General features: G+C 42.1%; 21 protein-coding genes. 14 read left to right on the top strand and 7 right to left on the bottom strand.

From position 1 onward, the window contains the following. Window positions 1-5: 5 nt before the first annotated feature. On the top strand, window positions 6-1,121 hold the full coding sequence (locus tag BIW53_RS07495; protein WP_070991233.1) for a succinylglutamate desuccinylase/aspartoacylase family protein: 1,116 nt from the start codon (window positions 6-8) through the stop codon (window positions 1,119-1,121). 75 nt (window positions 1,122-1,196) lie between these two features. Here BIW53_RS07495 and BIW53_RS07500 read toward each other — a convergent pair whose 3' ends face one another. The 3 genes from BIW53_RS07500 to BIW53_RS07510 are packed head-to-tail and all read right to left on the bottom strand — an operon-like array spanning window position 1,197 to window position 2,545. Then, on the bottom strand, window positions 1,197-1,436 hold the full coding sequence (locus tag BIW53_RS07500; protein ID WP_070991234.1) for a hypothetical protein: 240 nt from the start codon (window positions 1,434-1,436) through the stop codon (window positions 1,197-1,199). A gap of 11 nt (window positions 1,437-1,447) precedes the next feature. After that, the gene (locus BIW53_RS07505; protein WP_070991235.1) at window positions 1,448-1,690 is read right to left on the bottom strand and encodes a hypothetical protein; all 243 of its coding nucleotides are present in this window, start codon (window positions 1,688-1,690) and stop codon (window positions 1,448-1,450) included. Between the two features lie 27 nt (window positions 1,691-1,717). Beyond that, window positions 1,718-2,545 carry a hypothetical protein gene (locus BIW53_RS07510; RefSeq protein ID WP_070991236.1) on the bottom strand — a complete coding sequence of 276 codons (828 nt, stop codon included), beginning with the start codon at window positions 2,543-2,545 and terminating at the stop codon, window positions 1,718-1,720. A 341-nt stretch (window positions 2,546-2,886) separates the two neighbouring features. Between BIW53_RS07510 and BIW53_RS07515 the strand changes: the two genes are divergently transcribed. Then, window positions 2,887-3,924 (top strand): phospholipase A, encoded by a 1,038-nt coding sequence (locus BIW53_RS07515; RefSeq protein ID WP_084228095.1) that lies wholly within the window; start codon window positions 2,887-2,889, stop codon window positions 3,922-3,924. Between the two features lie 45 nt (window positions 3,925-3,969). Here BIW53_RS07515 and BIW53_RS07520 read toward each other — a convergent pair whose 3' ends face one another. Together BIW53_RS07520 and rpmE are read right to left on the bottom strand one after the other, a co-directional pair. Further along, window positions 3,970-5,226 carry a malic enzyme-like NAD(P)-binding protein gene (locus tag BIW53_RS07520; RefSeq protein ID WP_070991237.1) on the bottom strand — a complete coding sequence of 419 codons (1,257 nt, stop codon included), beginning with the start codon at window positions 5,224-5,226 and terminating at the stop codon, window positions 3,970-3,972. Window positions 5,227-5,866: 640 nt separating this feature from the next. After that, window positions 5,867-6,082, bottom strand: a complete 216-nt coding sequence (gene rpmE / locus BIW53_RS07525; protein ID WP_070986469.1) for a 50S ribosomal protein L31 — start codon at window positions 6,080-6,082, stop codon at window positions 5,867-5,869. 234 nt (window positions 6,083-6,316) lie between these two features. Between rpmE and priA the strand changes: the two genes are divergently transcribed. From priA to BIW53_RS07580, 11 genes are all read left to right on the top strand, one after another. Continuing rightward, on the top strand, window positions 6,317-8,485 hold the full coding sequence (priA, locus tag BIW53_RS07530) for a primosomal protein N' (protein ID WP_070991238.1): 2,169 nt from the start codon (window positions 6,317-6,319) through the stop codon (window positions 8,483-8,485). Window positions 8,486-8,492: 7 nt separating this feature from the next. Further along, window positions 8,493-9,020 carry an SPOR domain-containing protein gene (locus BIW53_RS07535; RefSeq protein WP_070991239.1) on the top strand — a complete coding sequence of 176 codons (528 nt, stop codon included), beginning with the start codon at window positions 8,493-8,495 and terminating at the stop codon, window positions 9,018-9,020. Window positions 9,021-9,099: 79 nt separating this feature from the next. After that, window positions 9,100-9,618 (top strand): ATP-dependent protease subunit HslV, encoded by a 519-nt coding sequence (gene hslV, locus BIW53_RS07540; RefSeq protein WP_070991240.1) that lies wholly within the window; start codon window positions 9,100-9,102, stop codon window positions 9,616-9,618. A gap of 11 nt (window positions 9,619-9,629) precedes the next feature. Next, complete coding sequence (gene hslU, locus BIW53_RS07545) at window positions 9,630-10,958, top strand: ATP-dependent protease ATPase subunit HslU (RefSeq protein ID WP_070991241.1); 1,329 nt, start codon at window positions 9,630-9,632, stop codon at window positions 10,956-10,958. 48 nt (window positions 10,959-11,006) lie between these two features. Continuing rightward, window positions 11,007-11,381: a gamma-butyrobetaine hydroxylase family protein gene (locus tag BIW53_RS07550; protein WP_070991242.1), complete on the top strand. Its 375-nt coding sequence runs from the start codon at window positions 11,007-11,009 to the stop codon at window positions 11,379-11,381. Between the two features lie 184 nt (window positions 11,382-11,565). Continuing rightward, window positions 11,566-12,678, top strand: coding sequence for a Fic family protein (locus BIW53_RS07555; protein WP_070991243.1), 1,113 nt, complete (start codon window positions 11,566-11,568; stop codon window positions 12,676-12,678). A 125-nt stretch (window positions 12,679-12,803) separates the two neighbouring features. Beyond that, the gene (locus BIW53_RS07560) at window positions 12,804-13,370 is read left to right on the top strand and encodes a hypothetical protein (protein WP_139158796.1); all 567 of its coding nucleotides are present in this window, start codon (window positions 12,804-12,806) and stop codon (window positions 13,368-13,370) included. Between the two features lie 71 nt (window positions 13,371-13,441). Beyond that, entirely contained in the window at window positions 13,442-14,881 is a 1,440-nt protein-coding gene (locus BIW53_RS07565; protein ID WP_139158797.1) for a hypothetical protein, read from the top strand. 34 nt (window positions 14,882-14,915) lie between these two features. Further along, entirely contained in the window at window positions 14,916-15,206 is a 291-nt protein-coding gene (locus BIW53_RS07570) for a hypothetical protein (RefSeq protein ID WP_070991246.1), read from the top strand. 56 nt (window positions 15,207-15,262) lie between these two features. Then, window positions 15,263-15,448: a hypothetical protein gene (locus BIW53_RS07575; protein ID WP_070991247.1), complete on the top strand. Its 186-nt coding sequence runs from the start codon at window positions 15,263-15,265 to the stop codon at window positions 15,446-15,448. A 233-nt stretch (window positions 15,449-15,681) separates the two neighbouring features. Continuing rightward, entirely contained in the window at window positions 15,682-16,608 is a 927-nt protein-coding gene (locus BIW53_RS07580) for a phospholipase A2 family protein (protein ID WP_070991248.1), read from the top strand. Window positions 16,609-16,745: 137 nt separating this feature from the next. Here BIW53_RS07580 and BIW53_RS07585 read toward each other — a convergent pair whose 3' ends face one another. After that, the gene (locus BIW53_RS07585) at window positions 16,746-17,546 is read right to left on the bottom strand and encodes a VOC family protein (protein ID WP_070991249.1); all 801 of its coding nucleotides are present in this window, start codon (window positions 17,544-17,546) and stop codon (window positions 16,746-16,748) included. Between the two features lie 220 nt (window positions 17,547-17,766). Between BIW53_RS07585 and BIW53_RS07590 the strand changes: the two genes are divergently transcribed. Beyond that, entirely contained in the window at window positions 17,767-19,638 is a 1,872-nt protein-coding gene (locus tag BIW53_RS07590) for a hypothetical protein (protein WP_070991250.1), read from the top strand. Window positions 19,639-19,707: 69 nt separating this feature from the next. On the opposite strand, the gene tuf is transcribed toward BIW53_RS07590, so the two are convergent. Beyond that, window positions 19,708-20,892 (bottom strand): elongation factor Tu, encoded by a 1,185-nt coding sequence (gene tuf / locus BIW53_RS07595; protein ID WP_070989959.1) that lies wholly within the window; start codon window positions 20,890-20,892, stop codon window positions 19,708-19,710.

Below are 20,892 nucleotides of genomic sequence, written 5' to 3' on the forward strand. Positions count from 1 at the left end.
TTAATATGAATCAAATAAACCAAGAGAATATTTTGGTTGGCGAAATTGCCAATGGTCTGCCATTGACTATTCCCGTGTATAGAATGACGGGCAATGGCAGCGGACCTAAAGTGTATATTCAGGCCAATATGCATGGTGCCGAAGTGCAAGGTAACGCAGTTATTTATCAGTTACTTGAACAATTAAAACAGCAAACACTGGCCAGTGATATCACCTTAGTCCCTTATGCAAACCCCATTGGTTGTAACCAAAAATCAGGGGAGTTCACCCTTGGACGCTTCGACCCAATCACGGGGACTAACTGGAACCGTATGTACCACGACCACTCGACTCTGGTAAACGAGTTTGTTGATGCACATTTGCATGACTCTTTGGATGAAATAAAGCAGCAATTTCGCACCCTTCTTATCCACCAGACGCAAGCGCTGTTAGATAAGCCTGCACACAGTATTAATACAGGCCAACGAATAGCGCTGAACTTGCAACGTCTTGCTCATGAAGCGGATATTGTACTAGACCTACATACCGGCCCCATTTCTGCCAAGCATTTGTATTGTCCAGAATATGCTAAAGCCAGCGCCAGTTATTTTGATATTGAGCATGTTTTGTTGATCCCGGATGAATTTGGCGGTGCGCTGGATGAGGCCAGTTTCTGCCCTTGGTGGTCATTACAGCAAGCCTTTGCGCTGCGCGCTCGAGATATTCCCGTCATGGTTGAGGCATTTACTGTTGAACTAGGCTCTCAAGAAAAAATCGACTTAACCGAGGCTAAGTTAGATGCTCAGAGTATTTTAAGCTATCTCACCCACAAAGAGGTGTTACTCAACTCGCCCTATCAACCAACCAATATTACCCGTTACGGCTGTATGCTCAAAGACTACGTGGCTTATTATGCGCCGATGGGCGGGATGGTAGAATACACAGCGGCTCTTGGATCACACGTGAAAGCAGGTGACACCATTGCCCATATTCTAAGAATGGAACGTTATTTATCTGAGCAGCCGCTACAAAATGTCACTATTGAACAAGATGCTATTGCCATACTGCATTTTGCATCTGCCTCAGTAAACCAAGGCACTGAACTATATAAGTTTTTTACGAATTACTTTGAATTGAACTAATCGTTAAAATTGCGTGAGAGTAAGCGGGCTTTGGCAAGCTTACTAAGGTGTGGCGGCATTCGCCGCCAGCCTTTTTTACGCCTTGGGTGTTTTTTGCGGCTTTTTATAAAAAATCGCCATCAAAATATAACCCAACATGGTGAATTGGTTCAGGATCGGGATACAGCCACTGATCACCGCTGGCATTAATCTAAATCCTTTTAACTTGGCAATTAACAACTGTATTGGTATAACAATAATTGGCCCTACAATTGATACCAGTACAAGCACTGAGATCTCACCTTCGCGTGCCATTTGAAATATATTTATATCCATAACGTTACTTTTTACTCCTCTAACTCTTTTTCACGCGGCTTCCTATAAAAGACTGCCATCAAAATATACCCCAGCATAATGTGCAGGTTAAGAATAGGAATACAGCCACTGATCAGCGCGGGCATTAATCTAAACCCTTTTAACTTGGCAATTAACAACTGTATTGGCAAAGCAATAATCACTGATATGATTGACCAAAATAGTAAAGGTGAAATACTCCCATCCCGAACCATTGCAAATATATTGATATCCATAACGTTACCTTTTTAAAATACAACTTGCTAACGTGGAGAGAAAGGCACTATCGTGACCGTACCACCACGCCCTCCGCCCATCCAGCCCGATCCATGTATCACCGTGACTTGAATGCCATGTTGCGCCAATGTGTTGATAAAATCCTGCAGACCCTGATCGGTCGTAAATGAATAATTGCCGCCAACGGTTTCTCCAGTATCAGGTATCATATTGCCATTAGCGTCTCGTGCACTTTTTTCTTTATATGTAAGCCTCAACGTCGCACCAAGCGTCGCCGCCTTCATTACGATGCTAGACCCATTATCAAAAGTAAACTTGATCTCCATACCATTTACACCGCCAAGCCAGTTACCACCAATTGCAGATGCAAATTGACTCGCCCAGTAAATGAATGAATGGTTACTTTCAAACCAATTATCAAATCGTTCATGATTGCTGTAATTTCTCGCCAGATCCCAGGCACTGTCAAAGCCACTGCTTACAGGAACTTGTATAGGTTTGCCAAATGCTGAGCGACTCAACATCGTATACCCAACATTTACACTTTCCTGGATATGCTGCGGCGTATTCGAGACTCTGGCCACAACAACCGTTTCTAGCTCCCCCCACTGACCAAACTCAGGCCTTGAAGTCACACTAAAAGACTTTGCAAAACCTTTTGTAAAGTTCGCGATATGAACCTTATGTGAGGAGTTAATGCCTGATCCTTCTGTCATTGCACGCACTTTTTGCATTGCTTTTTGCTGCATTGAGAAGGCCGTCGTACAAGTGTTACAAGTTAGATAGTTGTCTGCATTAGCAAAATTCGAAAAACAAACAAGCCAAACGAGGCAAGCAAATAAAATTTTTTCCATAAAACAGTTTCCTTACGTTTAATTCCTTTGAACATAATCACCAAAAAACACTAAAACGCTATGTACTTTTTAGTACAACGGAGAATAGATATGCCTAAGCACTAAGTCAAAAAACAAACTTAAATATTTAACAGTAAATTATCAAAATATATATAAATAGATTCATCAGGCTATATATGAAGAGCTTTACAGGGCAGAGCTTAAGCTCTAATAAAATATATTTCACTGCATTTTGTGGCTTTATGTTGTAGGCACTTCGCCAGCAAGGTCTGCTCGGTTCATCGCAACTTCACAGTAAAAGTGTATACTTACTGGCTTAACTCACTAAGAAACAATACATTATGCAACTTCGCTCATTTATTTTCTGTTTACTCTTTGGCGGGCTGAGTGCTTCGACTTTTGCAGCGCCAGCCAGTGATAGTGGCTCAGAACACGACGAAATTGACCTCGTAAAACAGTGTATTCTCAATGAAGTGATCTCCGGGGATAAGACTCGTACCGTTGAGCAACTGCGTCAATATTGCGCACAGCTTGATGTCGACAAACAACTTAGCGCACTTGATAAGCGCATGGCCCGTGAGCGCGTAAGCCAAACCAACCGTAATGTGATCACGCCACATCATCGTAACTATATTTTACCCGTATCTTATATAACCGATCCCAATAGCCGACCGTTTAGCGGTCTGCGTGCCATTGATGAAGAAGAAGGCGAGCCACTCGACAACTTTGAAGTGAAATATCAACTTTCACTCAAGGTCCCTATTTATTCTGGGTTTTCTGATAAAGATCAGGCCATTTATATGGGCTTTACACTTAAATCGTTTTGGCAGTTTTATAACAAAGACATCTCCTCCCCGTTTCGTGAAACCAATTACGAGCCAGAACTGTTTTGGGTCAACTTCTTGGATGATGATAATGTTTTGTGGGGTGATGAAATGGCCTTTGTGCTGGGTATCTCTCACCAATCCAATGGTCGAAGCCAGCCAAACTCACGCTCTTGGAATCGCATTTATGCCAACTTTATCTGGGAAAATAGAGGTTTTGTATTCAGCTTTAAACCCTGGTATCGCTTACCTGAAGAACGTAAAGAAGACATACTAACTGCCAAAGGTGATGATAACCCTGACATCTATAAATACATGGGTTATTTCGAGTTTAGTGGTGTTTACAGATATGAAGAACATGAGTTTGGATTCATGACCCGTAATAACCTTAACAGTGATAATAAAGGCGCAATACAACTCGACTGGTCTTTTCCTATCTCGGGTAGATTGCGTGGCTATGCGCAATATTTTAACGGTTATGGCGAAAGCATGATTGATTACAATGCCCATATCCAACGCTTTGGTGTGGGCATCTTACTCACCGATATTCTCTAACATATAAAAAAGGCCAGCGGTTGCTGGCCTTTTTTATCATACATCTTACTGCGCTTTATGATGTGCCATGTAGTTTTCTGGCAAGTCAACCTGCGCGACACCGGACTCAATCGCTGCATGCGCAACAGCTTTAGCAATGCGTGGTAACAGACGCGGATCCATAGGTTTAGGAATAATGTACTGCGGACCAAACTCAAGACTTTCCACATCCGCAGCTCTAAGCACTTCTTCTGGAACAGGCTCTTTGGCAATACTACGAATCGCTTCAACGGCAGCAATTTTCATTTCATCATTAATAGCCGTTGCTCTAACATCCAGCGCACCGCGGAAAATAAACGGGAAGCACAATACGTTATTTACTTGGTTAGGAAAATCAGAGCGACCTGTAGCCATTATCAAGTCCTTGCGAACACTGTGCGCCAGTTCTGGGTGGATTTCAGGGTCTGGGTTTGAACATGCAAATACCACTGGTTTGTCTGCCATTAATTTCAACTCTTCTGGCTTTAACAAGTCAGGGCCAGATACTCCAACAAACACATCAGCTTCAGCAATTACATCCAGCAAAGTGCGCTTATCTGTGTTGTTGGCAAACAACTTTTTATACTCGTTTAAGTCATCTCGACGTGTATGGATCACACCTTTGCGGTCAAGCATGTAAATATGTTCACGCTGAGCGCCACACTTGATCAATAGCTCCATACAAGCAATAGCCGCAGCGCCGGCACCTAAACAAACGATAATGGCGTCATGAATGTCTTTGCCTTGGATCTCAAGCGCATTTAGCATACCCGCAGCTGTCACAATGGCAGTACCATGCTGATCATCATGAAACACAGGAATATCACAACGTTCAATTAGCGCCTTTTCAATTTCAAAGCATTCTGGCGCTTTGATATCTTCTAGATTAATACCACCGAATGTGTCTGCGATATTGGCAACAGTATTGATGAAATCTTCGGTTGTGCGATGTTTCACTTCAATGTCGATAGAGTCTAGACCCGCGAAGCGTTTGAACAGCAGTGCTTTACCTTCCATAACAGGCTTCGATGCTAATGGGCCCAAGTTACCCAATCCCAAAATGGCGGTACCATTGCTGATCACAGCAACCATGTTACCTTTACCAGTATATTGGTAAGCAGCAGCAGGATCGGCAGCGATTTCACGTACGGGCTCTGCAACACCGGGGCTATAAGCCAGTGCGAGGTCTTTTACGGTTTCCGCTGGCTTGGTCAGCTCTACGCTGATTTTACCTGGAACGGGATGAGCATGATAATGTAGTGCTTGTTCACGAAAGTTTGACATGACGCGATTTTTTCCTGCTAGAAGTTAAAAGTGAGAGTGAGATAAAATTCGCAAAGTTAGTTAAACAATACCTTGTTTATAAATATATTCAAGCTATTTGAGGTCGATCCACTTAAGCGATATTTAGCCGAAAATCACCACATTTTTACCGACTTTTAACCTAAATTAATTCATTTAATGCAGCCTTTCCGTAAAAAAGTAGCCATGTTTTTGCTCTGATAATGTGCAACTTTATCTAAACGGGCAGTTAAAACGAAAAACAAACAAAATAGAAGAAGTTAATTGCTTTTAACCCTTTTTTCTTGAAATTTAACTACATGTTAAAGAACTTCTTGTTTTTGGAGCAAATTATCGCCGGCATTTTTATGCAATAAATGAATCATCATAAGCAAACCTAACCTCATGTAATGATTAAAATATAATCGTATAAGAATAAAATACAAATGCATAACAATGAATAATGGAGATAATGAAAATAAATTAGAGTGTTAACTCTATTTAATATTATTTTGCATAACATATGACAGTTTAAGATAGATACATGACGATAAGGTAAAGTGCAGTAGACGTCGTCATCACAGGTATAAAAATTTTAGGCACAAAAAAAGCACCCTTAGGTGCTTTTTTAGTCAAACATTTCTTATTTCTTGCTGCTAAGCGCGCCGAAACGTTTGTTGAAGCGATCAACACGACCACCTGTATCAAGAATTTTTTGCTTACCAGTATAGAACGGGTGACACTCAGAACATACGTCTAAGTGGATGTCTTTACATAGTGTTGAACGAGTTTCGAACTTGTTACCACATGAACAAGTAGCGTTGATCGTTTCGTAATTAGGGTGAATACCTTCTTTCATAGCAACCTCTGGTTAGGCCGTATCGCTCTCCAAACCCGAAGTTTGGCACCATACGTAGTTTATACAAATTAGTGGACGCGTATTTTATGTAACTCGTGAGTTTTCCACAAGCAATAAATCAACAAAAATAGTATTTTTTGTACAATCGACCGCTTAGCCACCGAGTTAAACTAGGTTTTTTCAGCCGCCTTTAGTACATTAGCAGGCATGTTAAGTTGCCTAACAGGCTCATAGATGTTTGCTGAAGTTGCTATTAAAGTGCCTTTATTTCGTACATTTGATTACGCGATACCGGAGCACTGTACCGTAACAGTGGGCTGTCGAGTCAAAGTACCTTTTGGCAATAGAAAGTTAGTCGCAGTTGTATTGGCGATTAAATCTCATACCGAAGTACCCGAAAATAAGCTAAAAAAAATTGTACAGGTATTAGACAGTAGCCCAATTTTATCGCCAGAACATATTAAATTTTTGCGCTTTACCGCCCAATATTATGCGCATCCACTGGGCGAAACCTTGTTTACAGCGCTACCAGCCGCATTACGAGAAGGTGAGCATCCAGATAAAACTACTGTTGCTACCTTTTCTTTGACCCAAAAGGGTAAACAGCTTCCCACGCTCAGAGCAAAAAAACAGCAAGCTTTACTGAAACAACTCAGTGAATCTGGCGAATCTAGCTTAACTGAGCTCAAAGCGCTTGGCTTTAGTAAACAGCAAATCAATGCGCTACTAGATAAACAGTTAATAAAAGAGCAAATCAAACACGACATTCAGTGGCAAAGCCAAGTACTTAACATCGCGTCTAAGCCAAAATTAAATGAAGAACAAGCCACCGCCTGTAGTGCGATTAATCAACAAGCGGACTTTCGCTGCTTTTTACTCGAAGGCGTGACAGGCAGTGGCAAAACAGAAGTCTACCTACAAAGTTTAGAGCGCGTTTTACATAACGGTTTGCAGGCTTTAGTCTTAGTCCCTGAAATAGGATTAACACCACAAACCGTCAACCGTTTTAGACGACGCTTTCCCGACACGCCCATTGATTTATGGCATTCAAATTTAACAGATAATGAGCGCCTACATACTTGGAGACGATCTGAAAAAGGTAGCTGTGCCCTAGTGATTGGCACTCGTTCCAGTATCTTTTTACCTTTCAAAAACCTCGGGATGATCATCGTTGATGAAGAGCATGATGGTTCCTTTAAACAACAAGAAGGCCTGCGTTATCACGCCCGAGATTTAGCGGCGTATCGCTGTGCCAATCAAGAAAAACCTCTGATTTTAGGCACCGCCACGCCGGCGTTAGAAACCTTGCACAAAGCCATCAGTGGTAAATATCAGCTACTGACACTTTCGCAGCGAGCGCAAACCACCACCGACAATCAATTTTTACTTGTTGATATGAAGGGCCAAAGTGAACAGTTTGGTTTCTCTGCTAATACCTTGAAACACATTGAAGCCACACTCAAGCGCGCTAAACAGGTGATGGTATTTTTAAATCGCAGAGGCTACGCGCCAACTTTACTGTGCCACGAATGTGGCTGGTTAAGTCAGTGTAATCATTGCAGCGCCAGCAGTACCTACCATAAAGCGATGAGCAGGTTAGTGTGTCATCACTGCGGACAACAAAGCTTCGTCCCGCCGCAGTGCCCCGACTGCGGCAGCACACAAATCATGCCTGCGGGGTTAGGCACAGAGCAACTAGAAAGCTTTTTGTCTGAGCGTTTTCCCGACACGCCAATTAGCCGCATTGACCGTGATACCACACGCAAAAAAGGCGCGCTAGAGGATGCTTTGGCAGATATCAACCAAGGTGGTGCGAGAATATTGGTCGGCACACAGATGCTTGCTAAGGGCCACCATTTTGCCGATGTCAGCCTTGTCGTGATCCTTGATGTAGACAGTGGTCTGTATTCCAGCGATTTTCGCGCTACAGAACATATGGCACAGCTTATTACTCAGGTTGCAGGACGCGCTGGGCGCAGTGGCGAAGCTGGTAGGGTGTTGCTACAAACACATTTCCCCGAACATCCATTATTACAAGATTTGGTGAATAATGGCTATCAAGATTTTGCTCGATATGCACTAAAAGAACGTGAAGAAGCTCTGTTGCCGCCATATAGTCATCTAGCAATATTGCGCGCACAAGCGACCAATGCACAATTGGTATTCGACTTTTTAACAGATCTGGTTCCAGCTACCCCCTACTGTGGTATACAATTGCTCGGGCCGATCCCCGCACCGATGGAGCGAATGGCGGGTAAGTATCGATATCAATTACATATTCAAGCTTCAGAACGTGTGGTGCTACACAACTATATTGCGCAGCTAATGGCTTATATCAGTGAGCATAAGCTGGCCAACCGCGTTCGCTGGAGTATAGACATAGATCCAATGGATACCTACTAAGTAAGTTATGGCACAACACGATTATATAAATAGAAAGCCAAAAAATAACAAAGGCAGCAAAAATACAGCGCCGCGAAAACCCTTTCCAGCGCTGCTTGCTGTGACGGCGCTAGCGCTCGTTGCAGGATTTGCTTATGGCCTTTGGTACATCAAACACAATGCAGAACCAGAAAAAATCTCGCCTGTTAGCGCACCAACGAAGAAAGCGCCAGAAAAACTACAAAAACCTGTTATCAAACCCTTTTTGGAAGAAATAAAAGAACATGAAGTAAAGGTTGATGTAAAAGAAATTGAAAGTAAAGGTCCCTACCAAATGCAATGTGGCTCGTTCAGAACCCATGCTCAAGCTGAAGAAATGAAGGCTAAAATGGCATTTGCTGGGCTTATCGCAGAAATTCGCCGCACCGAGGGCAGCAATGGTGTCTGGTACCGGGTTCGTTTAGGACCATACGACACCAAGCGCAAGGCCGAGAGTGACAAGAATAAACTCAAGCGCATCAAGATCATGGGCTGCGGCATATGGGGTTGGACTTGATTTTAGGCCAATCACCCATATCTTGTAATTATCTGATTAATAGAAGGCGCCTAGAGCGCCTTAGTTTTTAAGGAATACTATGACTACCATCGTAAGCGTACGTCGCGACAACAAAGTTGTCATTGGTGGAGATGGCCAAGTGTCACTTGGTAACACAGTAATGAAAGGTAATGCCCGCAAAGTGCGTCGTCTATACAACGGCAAAGTACTGGCAGGGTTTGCTGGCGGTACAGCGGATGCATTTACGTTATTCGAGCGTTTTGAAGGCAAACTCGAAATGTACCAAGGTAACCTCACCAAAGCCGCGGTTGAAATGGCCAAAGATTGGCGCAGCGACAGAGCCCTGCGTAAACTAGAAGCATTGCTTGCCGTCGCTGACGAAACAGCCTCATTGATCATCACAGGTAACGGTGATGTGGTTCAGCCAGAAAATGATCTAATCGCGATCGGTAGCGGTGGTAATTTTGCCCAGTCAGCTGCCATTGCACTGCTTGAGAACACCGACTTAAGCGCTCGAGAAATTGTTGAGAAAAGTCTCAAAATTGCAGGTGATATCTGCGTATTTACCAACAATTTCCAAACTATTGAAGAATTGTAAGAGGAATTGCCATGACTGCAATGACCCCAAGAGAAATCGTACACGAATTAGACCAGCATATTATTGGTCAAAACCAAGCAAAGAAAGCCGTTGCGATTGCGCTTCGTAACCGTTGGCGCCGTATGCAATTGAACGATGACTTACGCGCTGAAGTCACACCAAAAAATATCCTTATGATCGGTCCAACCGGTGTGGGTAAAACTGAGATTGCAAGACGTCTGGCTAAATTGGCTAACGCTCCGTTCATCAAAGTTGAAGCCACCAAGTTCACCGAGGTGGGCTATGTAGGTAAAGAAGTCGAATCAATCATCAAAGATTTGGTCGATATTTCTTTCAAAATGACACGCGAACAACAGGCTAAGAAGTACCAGCATCGCGCCGAAGAAGCTGCTGAAGAGCGTATTCTTGACGCCTTACTGCCACCGGCTAAAGACGCTTGGGGTGAGTCACAACCAAGCGAAAACAGCTCAACCCGTCAGACATTTCGTAAAAAGCTACGTGAAGGTCAGCTAGACGACAAAGAAATCGATATCGACATCGCCGAGTCAGCGCCTCAGGTTGAGATAATGTCTCCCCCTGGTATGGAAGAAATGACCAACCAATTGCAGGGCATGTTCCAGAGCATGACTGGCGAGAAAAAGAAAAAGAAAAAACTCAAAATCAAAGATGCATTTAAGCTGCTTGTTGAAGAAGAAGCCGCCAGAATGGTTAACCCAGAAGAGCTAAAAGAACAAGCTATCTTCTCGGTAGAGCAAAACGGCATCGTGTTCATTGATGAAATCGACAAGATCTGTAAACGCGGTGAAGCTCAGGGTCCTGATGTAAGCCGTGAAGGTGTACAGCGTGACTTATTACCACTGATCGAGGGTTCAACCGTCAACACCAAGCATGGCATGGTTAAAACTGACCATATTCTGTTTATCGCTTCAGGTGCGTTCCAGATGGCAAAACCATCTGATCTTATTCCTGAATTGCAAGGCCGTTTACCGATCCGAGTCGAGTTACAACCACTTACAGCTGGCGACTTCAAGCGTATCTTAACCGAGCCACACGCTTCACTCACCGAGCAACAGCAGGCACTGATGAAAACGGAGCAGGTTGAGATAAACTTTACCGACGATGCAATTACCCGTATCGCAGAAGCCGCTTGGCAAGTGAACGAAAAAACCGAGAATATCGGAGCGCGTCGTTTACATACGGTGATGGAGAAGCTGATGGAAGAGCTTTCTTATGATGCGTCAGAGAAAACAGGCGATTCATTCGTCATTGATTCTCAGTACGTTGAGAAGCATCTCGATGCACTGGTACAAGACGAAGACTTATCACGCTTTATTCTTTAATACACTCAAAGCGGAGCCCAGCGCTCCGCTTGCTTCCATGGCAAGCCTATGTATATCGTAACAAAACTCCATTATCATCAACAAAGTCGAACCTTAGATGTCTACTTTGACGATGGGCTGCAATGTACACTTAATGCTCAGCTGCTACGTACTCACTCCCCCTCAGCTGAAGTACAGGGCCATGGCTTGGGCGAAATGAAACTGGTATTAAACAAACAAAACGTCGCTATCGACAAATTGGAACCCGTCGGCCATTACGCCGTAAGAATTGTATTTGATGATGGTCATAATACGGGGCTGTTTAGCTGGCAATATTTAAGAACCCTATGTGCCGACCATGAAACATTATGGGCACGCTACCTTGAGCGTGTTAAAGCACATCAAGACAATGAGCACAGCGTCCCCATCAAGTTTGTGCCGTAATTCCCCACCCACCTTCGTTATCTGGCTTTCGTCTAGACTAATTACTTTAATTAGGTACAATGGCGAGCTTCCAAAGCCCTGCATAACCAAACATCAAAACACATCCTCACTATTTACTCATATCATGTGATTGAACGCTTCACCGAAGATGTACTGATAATAAGACAAATAAAGCCAAATACCTATGAATGACATAAAGACTGTTGAGCACTACTTTCTATCCATCAAAAAGACTGTTCCATGTACCGTTCCACCATGTTTGCAGCAAAGAGATATCTCTTGGGATGTTCAATACCAGCTAAATACCAACAATCACGAGGCTCCACCGGCCTTTGACCTTAACTTTTTTCTAAGCCGTTTGGTTGCAGGAGACAAAAGTTTAAAAGAGTTTCGCAGTGTATCAAGAAAACGACTCGCGTTAGTCTCTAGTAAGATTGGCTATATCGACCCTGAAGCACAAGAATTAATAGAGCAAATGCATCGCTATAGTAAAGCCAGAGATTTAATGCTCAGTGAGCCAAAAATAACTCTCGATCTGCTTTTGGAAGTCCACAGGCTGGTTGAAGCACAGCACCGTGATTCAGGTAAAATAAGGACAAAGCCGAATTGGGTTGGCGGAGAGAGTCCACTCAATGCCTATTATGTTAGCCCACCTCCAGAAATGGTCCCAGCACTGCTTAATGACTGGCTCTTGTTTGTAAATGACCAAACGCAAACACCCGAAGTCAGAGCTATCATAGGACATAACCAATTACTCAATATTCACCCTTTTGCTGACGGTAACGGCAGAACTTCTAGACTCGTTCTGCACACCACTTTAGAAAAAAAATATGGCGAATTGCTGCACCCTTCACTTTATAGATTGCATAAAAAATTCGACACTTATATTGAAGCCATTCACGACACCCTTTGTGAGAGCGCTTTCACTCGAGCGCCTCATCACTATTGGCATGACAGTGTGTCTTGGTGTGATGAGACAAAGACGAGAATACTTAAACTGCTAAAGTCCACAATGGGAGTAATTCAATCAAAACTGGTCTTTGCCATTATTTCTAAAAATGCTAAAGACCTAATTGACTACCTATGGAGTCAACCCATTATTTGTGAAGCCGACCTTATGTCTCACTTTAAATGGGACTTTGTACAGTCTCACCAAACAATCAAAGAGCTTGTTGATTTAAAGTTAATAATACCTAGAAGACTGAAGTACCCAGAAAATGCCATCATCTATGAATCACCAGAAATTATTGAGGTTTTCAATAGGTTGGACAGCGTGATTTTCGAGCAAAAAAACTAAAATTAACCATTTTATAAAGTTTATTGCAATATTAATTCATAAGTTGTTGGTCATTGCTCTAAGGATACTCTATCATGCAACCGAACCGAAAAAAGGTACCAGTTGTAACAACACGGAGATTAACTTTGATAAATATTAAAAAAGCGGGCCTGCAATCTGTAGTCGCGGTAACACTACTAATGGGTAACATAGATGCCCCTTCAATGGACGCTTTTTATGAAGATGACGCCAGTTTTAACGAAGTCGCATCAGCGCTCACTTCAGGTTGGGGATGGGGGATCAGTAGCGCTCACGCTAGAAACGACCGAAATTGTACAAGTATGGATGAGTGCTTCGACATAGTTGGTTCAAGACCAGATTCATACGAAGAGAGATGGTTAAATGAAAGAAACAATCCCGACTCTCGCGATACCATTAACTACGATGACTACGATGGTCGCCATGATGGCGGTGGTGGTGGTGGCAATAGAGAACAATATATAAAGCAGTGTAATGAAAGAGTAAGTGCTGCCGTTGAAAACTGTAAGGACACATACATGGGTTATACCACTACGGCGGGTATACTGTGTGGTAGAATTTCATGGGGTATTGGCGCAGCAACGTGCGGCGGTGGAGCGACTAGCTTAGTATATAAAGCGCATAAATGGTGTGATGCACAAGGCACCAAAATGAAAGAGCGCGAGTGTAACTAAAGCTTAGCGTAAAACTGCTTGTTGTTTACAAGCAGTTTTATATATACCTGATAGCAAAAGAAGATTGGTGCATGAAGAAAATAATGTATATCAGTATCGCTGTTATGGCACTTGTGCTCATTTTTTTCATAGGTAGAAAAGAGAATAATGACAAAGCGCTCTTAACAGTGCCTAAAGAGCAAGTAACTGAGGCTGACTTTACTGTAGCTAAAGACCAAGTAATATATGGTAAAAATGCAAGAACTGATTTAGAAAACAGTCCTTCAGATAAATGCGACCTCTATAGTTTAAAAAATAAAATAAAAGAAAAAGCCGCGATATACCATGCTACACAACCGCAAAAATACGAGCTAAAACCACAACTCAAAGCAAGCTATATAACACCTGAAAGCTCACCCGTAGCAAGCAAATTTTATACTTTTGTTGAGCATCAAGATTTTGACAATGCTCTATTGCATATAGCGCGCAATCAAACTGACGCTAATAGCTACAAAGGATACATCAAAGCCTCCGTACTATCTGGCAAACCAAGCGAAGATTTTATTCATAAAGTGGCTCAACTTGAGCGCCCTCAAGCACAAGATCTGATTGCCTTAATAAAAAGTGGCTACAGCTATAACTTTGTAAGTGTGTTAGCAAATTTAAGTGAAGGAAAAGTACAAAAAGAAGATTTGCTAATATCTTCACTTGAGAGTTTAAATTTCGACTTTTTCTCCAACGTATTCTTCAAAACTCAGTTATATAATGACGTGGATATTATCTATTATCTTGCTCAGGGTGAGGATATACAGATAATCCAGTTTATTGATTTTGTACAAAGAGAGTACGGGGAGCTCTCTGGGCAGTCTTTAAAACTAATAAAATCTAAGTACAACAGTGAGATTCAAAAAAGGTACTTAGGAGATGAACACAGAGCTGGCTACAACCTAGATGCCAAAAAACTGTTGCAACAGGCAGCCCTTGAGTCGGGGTGCCAAGATACTTACGATACTGAAGTTTTAGATACAGGTTTTGGCTACTTATTTGAAGAAAAAGAAGCTCTATTACTAGCAAGCTTAGACATTAAAGCAACTCAAACCACGCCAATTTCCCAAGAAGTGGAAAAGGTACTGACGCCACTCAATGAAAGAGACTGGGAAAAAGTGAACCAAATTCTGCTCGAAGCTGGGCCCGAAGTCCAACAAGTAGCCACATTTGTGTTGGAACATATTGTCAATTTGGGGGGACCTACGACAACAGTAGAAAATGCCCTAAATGCTGGCGGCACGTTTGAACGAACTGCTGTTTTCGGCAATTTGCTAAACAGAAAGGGAGCGGACCTTAAGGCTTTGCACGCTTATGGCATACAATTAGATGCTGAATTGGAAGATGGAACCAATGCCATGCACTATGCTATAACATTCGGCGCTTCACAAAGCACAATTAAATTCTTGATGGATCAAGGTGTGAAAGTCAAAAAGAATAACTATGGCTATTTACCATCAGATTACATAGAATCGCCCAAATATTAAGACCCACTCTACCAAATTATCAGAAGGTAACGACATGTTTTATGAATTACTAAACAGTTTTATGTTGGGCGTTTTTTTGTTTTATATCTTAAAGCTAAGACGTGAAGTAAAAGCATTGTCGAAAATAACCCGCAGTCAATTGCAAGCGTTGATGAACAGCTCTGGTATTGAGTTTCCAAATGAGCAACTTTTCGATACACAGTTTAAGCACAGGGTTACGAACGGCCAGATAGCCAACCCAAAAATGTACGTCATAGACAAAACAGGCTGTACCGAAGAGCAAGCAGAGATGTTTATCGCGCGTTTACTCAGCGACAACAAGTAACACCAGCTTAGTTGCTCTTTGCAACTACGTTACTCGGCCCATCACATGGTATTAACATGAAAAAAGTTTTTACATTCAACAAGAAAAAGCACTGGTTCTCCAGCGAACCTGATTTAGAACTGCTCAATCAGCAACTTGAAGAGTTGCAAAACCAAGGACTTGTGGTTGAATCAGTGACCCCTGTCGCTAACTTGCTTGGGACAATTGATTCATACGTCATTTTATTATCCGATCAAAAGTAAGTACGCTAAGCTGCCGACTTTCCCCATGAATAACAAACTGTTCGTGGGGTTATGGTACCTGAAGAGCGGCTATAAGTGGCAAATCCTCCCAAAGCGCTCATTCGCTATCGTCACCCCACACTTTTTTACTGCAAAACCTACAGTTTTTTTTGATCCGCTAGCATGCTCAAAACTTGACCTCGCTATCGGTACATGTATTATCGTTCTCTCACCATATTATTTAGGAAGAAAAAATGAAATATGAAGGATCGATAGCAGCAACCTTATTAATCGCGGGAATGAGTACATCTTTTGTCGCTAATGCACGAATTTGTGCAAAGCCTAGTATTGTTCAAGATGGCTGTACATTCCCTGTTGTAGGTGTGATAACCGACGCTGCAAAACCTTTCAAAGATCTTTGGCGTAACCAATGTAACAAGCATGATGTTAACTACCAGACTTTGGGGAAATCCAAACAAGCAAGTGACAGTGAGTTCTACGCAGACATGCGAGCGCGCTGCGACAGCAAGTTTAATAAATATTTAATGTATTCATTAAACCGAACTTGCCGCACGGCAGCCAGTGGCGTGTACAATATATTAAAGAAAGTAGACTCAAGTAAATACTATTTACCTAATCAACGTAAAATTGAAAATGTAACCCAAAGCTATGTGAATAGTATCAACGCAGATCAATGCGATATGACACCGGAATACGCAGGTGTGTATGATCCATCGCTCTTGTCTTACATCAACACTACGTTTTATTCTATCGCACGTCGTCAGCCAACAGCATACGAGCGATTCGAGTTACTGTCTTTTTATGACCCAGATACACCATTAAGTGCTTGGCAAAGTGCAGTAAGAAGCCAAAGTACTCAAATGGCTAGATTAAGTGGTCCTAAAGCCGTTGCAAGGAGTGAAAGCTCAAGAAATCAGTATGTGAAGTCTGCAAGCTCATCGACTGGCAGTAATTTAAGATACGAATGGGATCTAAATTATGGTCAACAGTCTGGGGTTAAGTACACGAAAAGCTTCATGACCCGATACAATGAAACGAAAACAATCTATGGCTCACTCAAAGTAACTGACAGCAATGGCAGAAGCGACTTACTTATCATTAACGATCGTTTCACGACGACCGGTGAATGTGCGCCAAGCCCCAAACTTGAATGCTACTAAATTAGTTCGATAAATAAATCTCAGGGCAGTAAGAAAGTCATTTCAAACCGCCCTGTTGTAATAACTTTCTTTAGACTCACGATTGTTAGCGTTGAATAATAACGTGGCACACGATAGCAAGATAACGATACTGCTAGTTAACTATAAATAACGTCCATGTGTGACTCAATAATCGAGAAAAACGCGCCTTGTGGGTCACAAATCACCGCATAACGGCCCACTTCCGGTATATTGGTTGGCTGTACACATATCTTGGCTCCAAGTCCTGCTGCCTTTTTTGCCATTGCATCACAATCTAGTACCGCAAAATAGATCATCCAATGCGCGGGAGCATTAGTGCTCCATGCTTCGGTCATCTCTACCATGCCCGCTAAAGCGTGGTCGTCATTACTAAAAATCACATAATCCAAACCTTCAACCGTTTGATGTATTGAATGCCAATCAAACAACTGCGTATAGAATGTTTCATTTTCTTGGCTATTACGGCTTGCTAACTGATACCAGTACGGTGTATTCGCCTCGAACACTCTACGACTGCCAATATGCTCATTCGCCTGCCAAAGTGTTAGGTGGGCACCACTGGGGTCGCTTACAATCGCCATACGGCCTGCATCACCTATCTTATAAGGCCCTCGTGTCAATGTTCCACCTAAACGCTTTACAGTAGCCACTGATGCATCCACATCACGTACAGCAACATACGGCTGCCAAGAGCTTTGAATACGAGCCGCTTTTTTATCTTCCGCCATCTCAAACATGCCTGAGACCACATCATCTTGCTTTTTGAAGTTGGTGTAAAACTGCCCGTTGGCACCTCGTTCATCATCGAAGTCCCAGCTAAATAACGCACAATAAAAAGGTTTCGCAATCCGCCAGTCTGCCGCACGTAATTCCGCCCAACAAAATTCATGAAGATGTGCATGGGTTAATCTAGTCATAGTCGTTCGCCTTCTAAAACATTATTAATGTTGATAGTAGAGATTATCTGAATATGCAAAGACTGACTAAATAGTAATTCAGCTACAACCTTTCCACCAAAGCTCAGCACAGTAACGCGATGTCACCTAAGTCTGCTAGCTAAATACGGAATTAAGTCCTAACCTTTCTATGATACTCACCCCACGCAATAGTATTGTCGACGAATGAAGGAGTTATAATTTGGAAGATGTTAATTTGCTATCTTCAGCAGCAGTTCTGCGTGCAATTTTCGATGAAAAGAAAGATATATATGATGTGTTAAAAGAGTTTATCATGTCATCAATAAACTCAAGAAACCTTAAATCATTTAACTCTACGGAGCTTTTGCAGTTTATAGAAGAAGATTTCAACTTTCGTTTACCGGAAGCTATAGTCAAGAGCTGCTTAAAAAAGCGACTCGTGAAAGAACAGCTCTTAACTCGCCAGTATGGAAGTTATAACACAACCTCACTTTCCACCAATAACACTCAATTTCAAGAAGATTTTGAAAGGTCACGCTGCGAGTATGATGATGTGATCACAAAACTAAACGCATTCTGCTCAAAAAGCGGGCTGAAAGACATAAATTTAAGAGAACTAGAGGATTGTTTTGAAAGATCTCTTACACGGCCAGATCTCAGTAATAAGTATAGTCAGTGCATAGCAAAATTTATTGTCGCCTTCCAACACGAATCAGGCTTCACAGAAAAATTAAGAAAAATCGAAGAAGGTCTCATCCTATATACAGGTATCAGATATTCTCCTGATTTATCAACTTTAGGGTGCTGGAAAGGAAGCCTAACTGTTTTTCTCGATACTGAACACCTTTTTAATGCAGTTGGTTACAACGGTTCTCTATATAAAACACTTTTTGACGATTTCTATAACTTAACTAATGAAGTAAATAGGAGTAAGAAAAGCGGGAAAATTGAACTAAAGTACTTTGAGGAAACCGACAGGGAGATTGAGTCATTCTTTTATTCTGCAATAAACATTGTAGAAAAAAAAGCAAGTATTGATCCATCAAAGACTGCTATGAAAAATATTTGCAATGGATGCACCTCTCGTAGTGATGTAATTACAAAAAAAGCAATATTCCAGGATAAATTAAGTAAACTAAAAATAACAAAAGAGTCAAATACTGACTACTATTCGAACTCTAAGACTAATGTAGAAAGTACGTCTATTTTGGAATCTCTTTGTGATGAATTAAAAGAGACTACCGTTTCTGAAGAGCAGGTATCTTCAGTGTTGAAAGTATTCACTAAAGTTAATTATCTCAGAAATGGAAGCAGCAAACTCAGTATTGACAAAGTTGCCTGTATTTTTCTAACTGAAAGCTGGCTCCCTCAGCGCATAGCCTTTTCAGACCATGTATTCGATGGCAACGGCTCTATTCCATACGCTACGAATATAGAGTTTCTGACGGAGAAACTATGGTTCAAACTCCACAAAGGGTTTGGTGGAAGTGCGCAAATACCAGCTTCATTTGACCCTGTAATCCGGGCAAAATTGACACTTTCGAATGAAGTCTGTAAGGCTATTTCCAATATTTATAGATCCTTAAAAGATGACTTTGATTTAGGTAACGTTAGTACTGAAACTGTTGCTAGGATACATTATGAAATCAATAAAGCGCCTTCCAAACCAGAAGACATATCCATTGATTCAATATCAATGAGTGAAGCTTTTTTAAATGACGACTACATTGAGAAAGTAATATGTGAAAAGAATCATCTTGAATTGGAAGTTATAGAAGGCAGAAAAGCAAAAGAAGAACTGAGAAAAATGAAGATTAGAGAGGAAAAAAGCAGAAGAATAAAGTACAGAAATGGGGCCAATGCGGTTTACCTATTATCAATAATTTTCTTTATTACCCTTTGCAGTTTACCTATCGCGGCAGCTTTTTATGTAGCCACACAATCTGATACAGCCCTGAGCATATTTATGGCAGTTTTTGCTATTGGATGCGTCATCATACCCTTCTGGAAAAAAGGAGATATAAATAAAATTTGCCACAGATGGACAAAAAACTATTATCGAAACGCAATCCGAAAATACACACAACCCTAATGTTCTTACTCAGACATTAAAAAAGGCCACCTAAGTGACCTTTTTTACAGTGTTACTGCAATCTATTGATTATTCAATGATTGTAGCTACAACACCAGCACCTACTGTACGGCCACCTTCACGGATAGCGAAGCGTAAACCTTCGTCCATCGCGATTGGAACGATTAGCTCAACAGTCATCTTGATGTTGTCACCAGGCATTACCATTTCTACGCCTTCTGGTAACTCAACGTTACCTGTTACGTCAGTTGTACGGAAGTAGAACTGTGGACGGTAGCCTTTGAAGAATGGCGTGTGACGACCACCTTCATCTTTAGAAAGTACGTATACTTCTGAAGTGAACTTAGTGTGTGGGTTGATTGAACCAGGCTTACATAGAACCTGACCACGCTCAACTTCGTCACGCTTAGTACCACGTAGTAGTGCACCGATGTTCTCACCCGCACGACCTTCGTCTAGAAGCTTACGGAACATCTCAACACCCGTACAAGTTGTCTTCGTAGTTTCTTTGATACCTACGATTTCAACTTCGTCGTTCACGTTGATGATACCAGCTTCAACACGGCCTGTTACTACTGTACCACGACCCTGGATTGAGAATACGTCTTCGATAGGCATGATGAATGGCTTATCGATGTCACGCTCTGGCTCTGGGATGTAAGTGTCTAGTGCTTCTGCAAGCTCAACGATCTTGTCTTCCCACTCTTTCTCACCTTCTAACGCTTTAAGCGCAGAACCTTGGATTAGAGGTAGGTCATCACCTGGGAAGTCGTACTCAGAAAGAAGTTCACGTACTTCCATCTCTACTAGCTCTAGAAGCTCTTCGTCGTCAACCATGTCACATTTGTTCATGAATACGATGATGTAAGGTACACCAACCTGACGAGAAAGTAGGATGTGCTCACGTGTTTGAGGCATAGGACCGTCAGTAGCAGCAACTACTAGGATCGCGCCGTCCATCTGTGCAGCACCAGTGATCATGTTTTTAACATAGTCAGCGTGTCCTGGACAGTCTACGTGTGCGTAGTGACGAGTTGGTGTATCGTACTCAACGTGTGAAGTTGAGATTGTGATACCACGCTCACGCTCTTCTGGAGCGTTATCGATTGATGCGAAGTCTTTAGCTACACCACCGTATACTTTTGCAAGTACGTTAGTGATTGCTGCTGTTAGAGTTGTTTTACCGTGGTCAACGTGGCCGATTGTACCTACGTTTACGTGCGGTTTTACGCGTTCAAACTTTTCTTTTGCCAT

The organism is Pseudoalteromonas byunsanensis (genome assembly GCF_001854475.1).
GTDB lineage: Bacteria > Pseudomonadota > Gammaproteobacteria > Enterobacterales > Alteromonadaceae > Pseudoalteromonas > Pseudoalteromonas byunsanensis.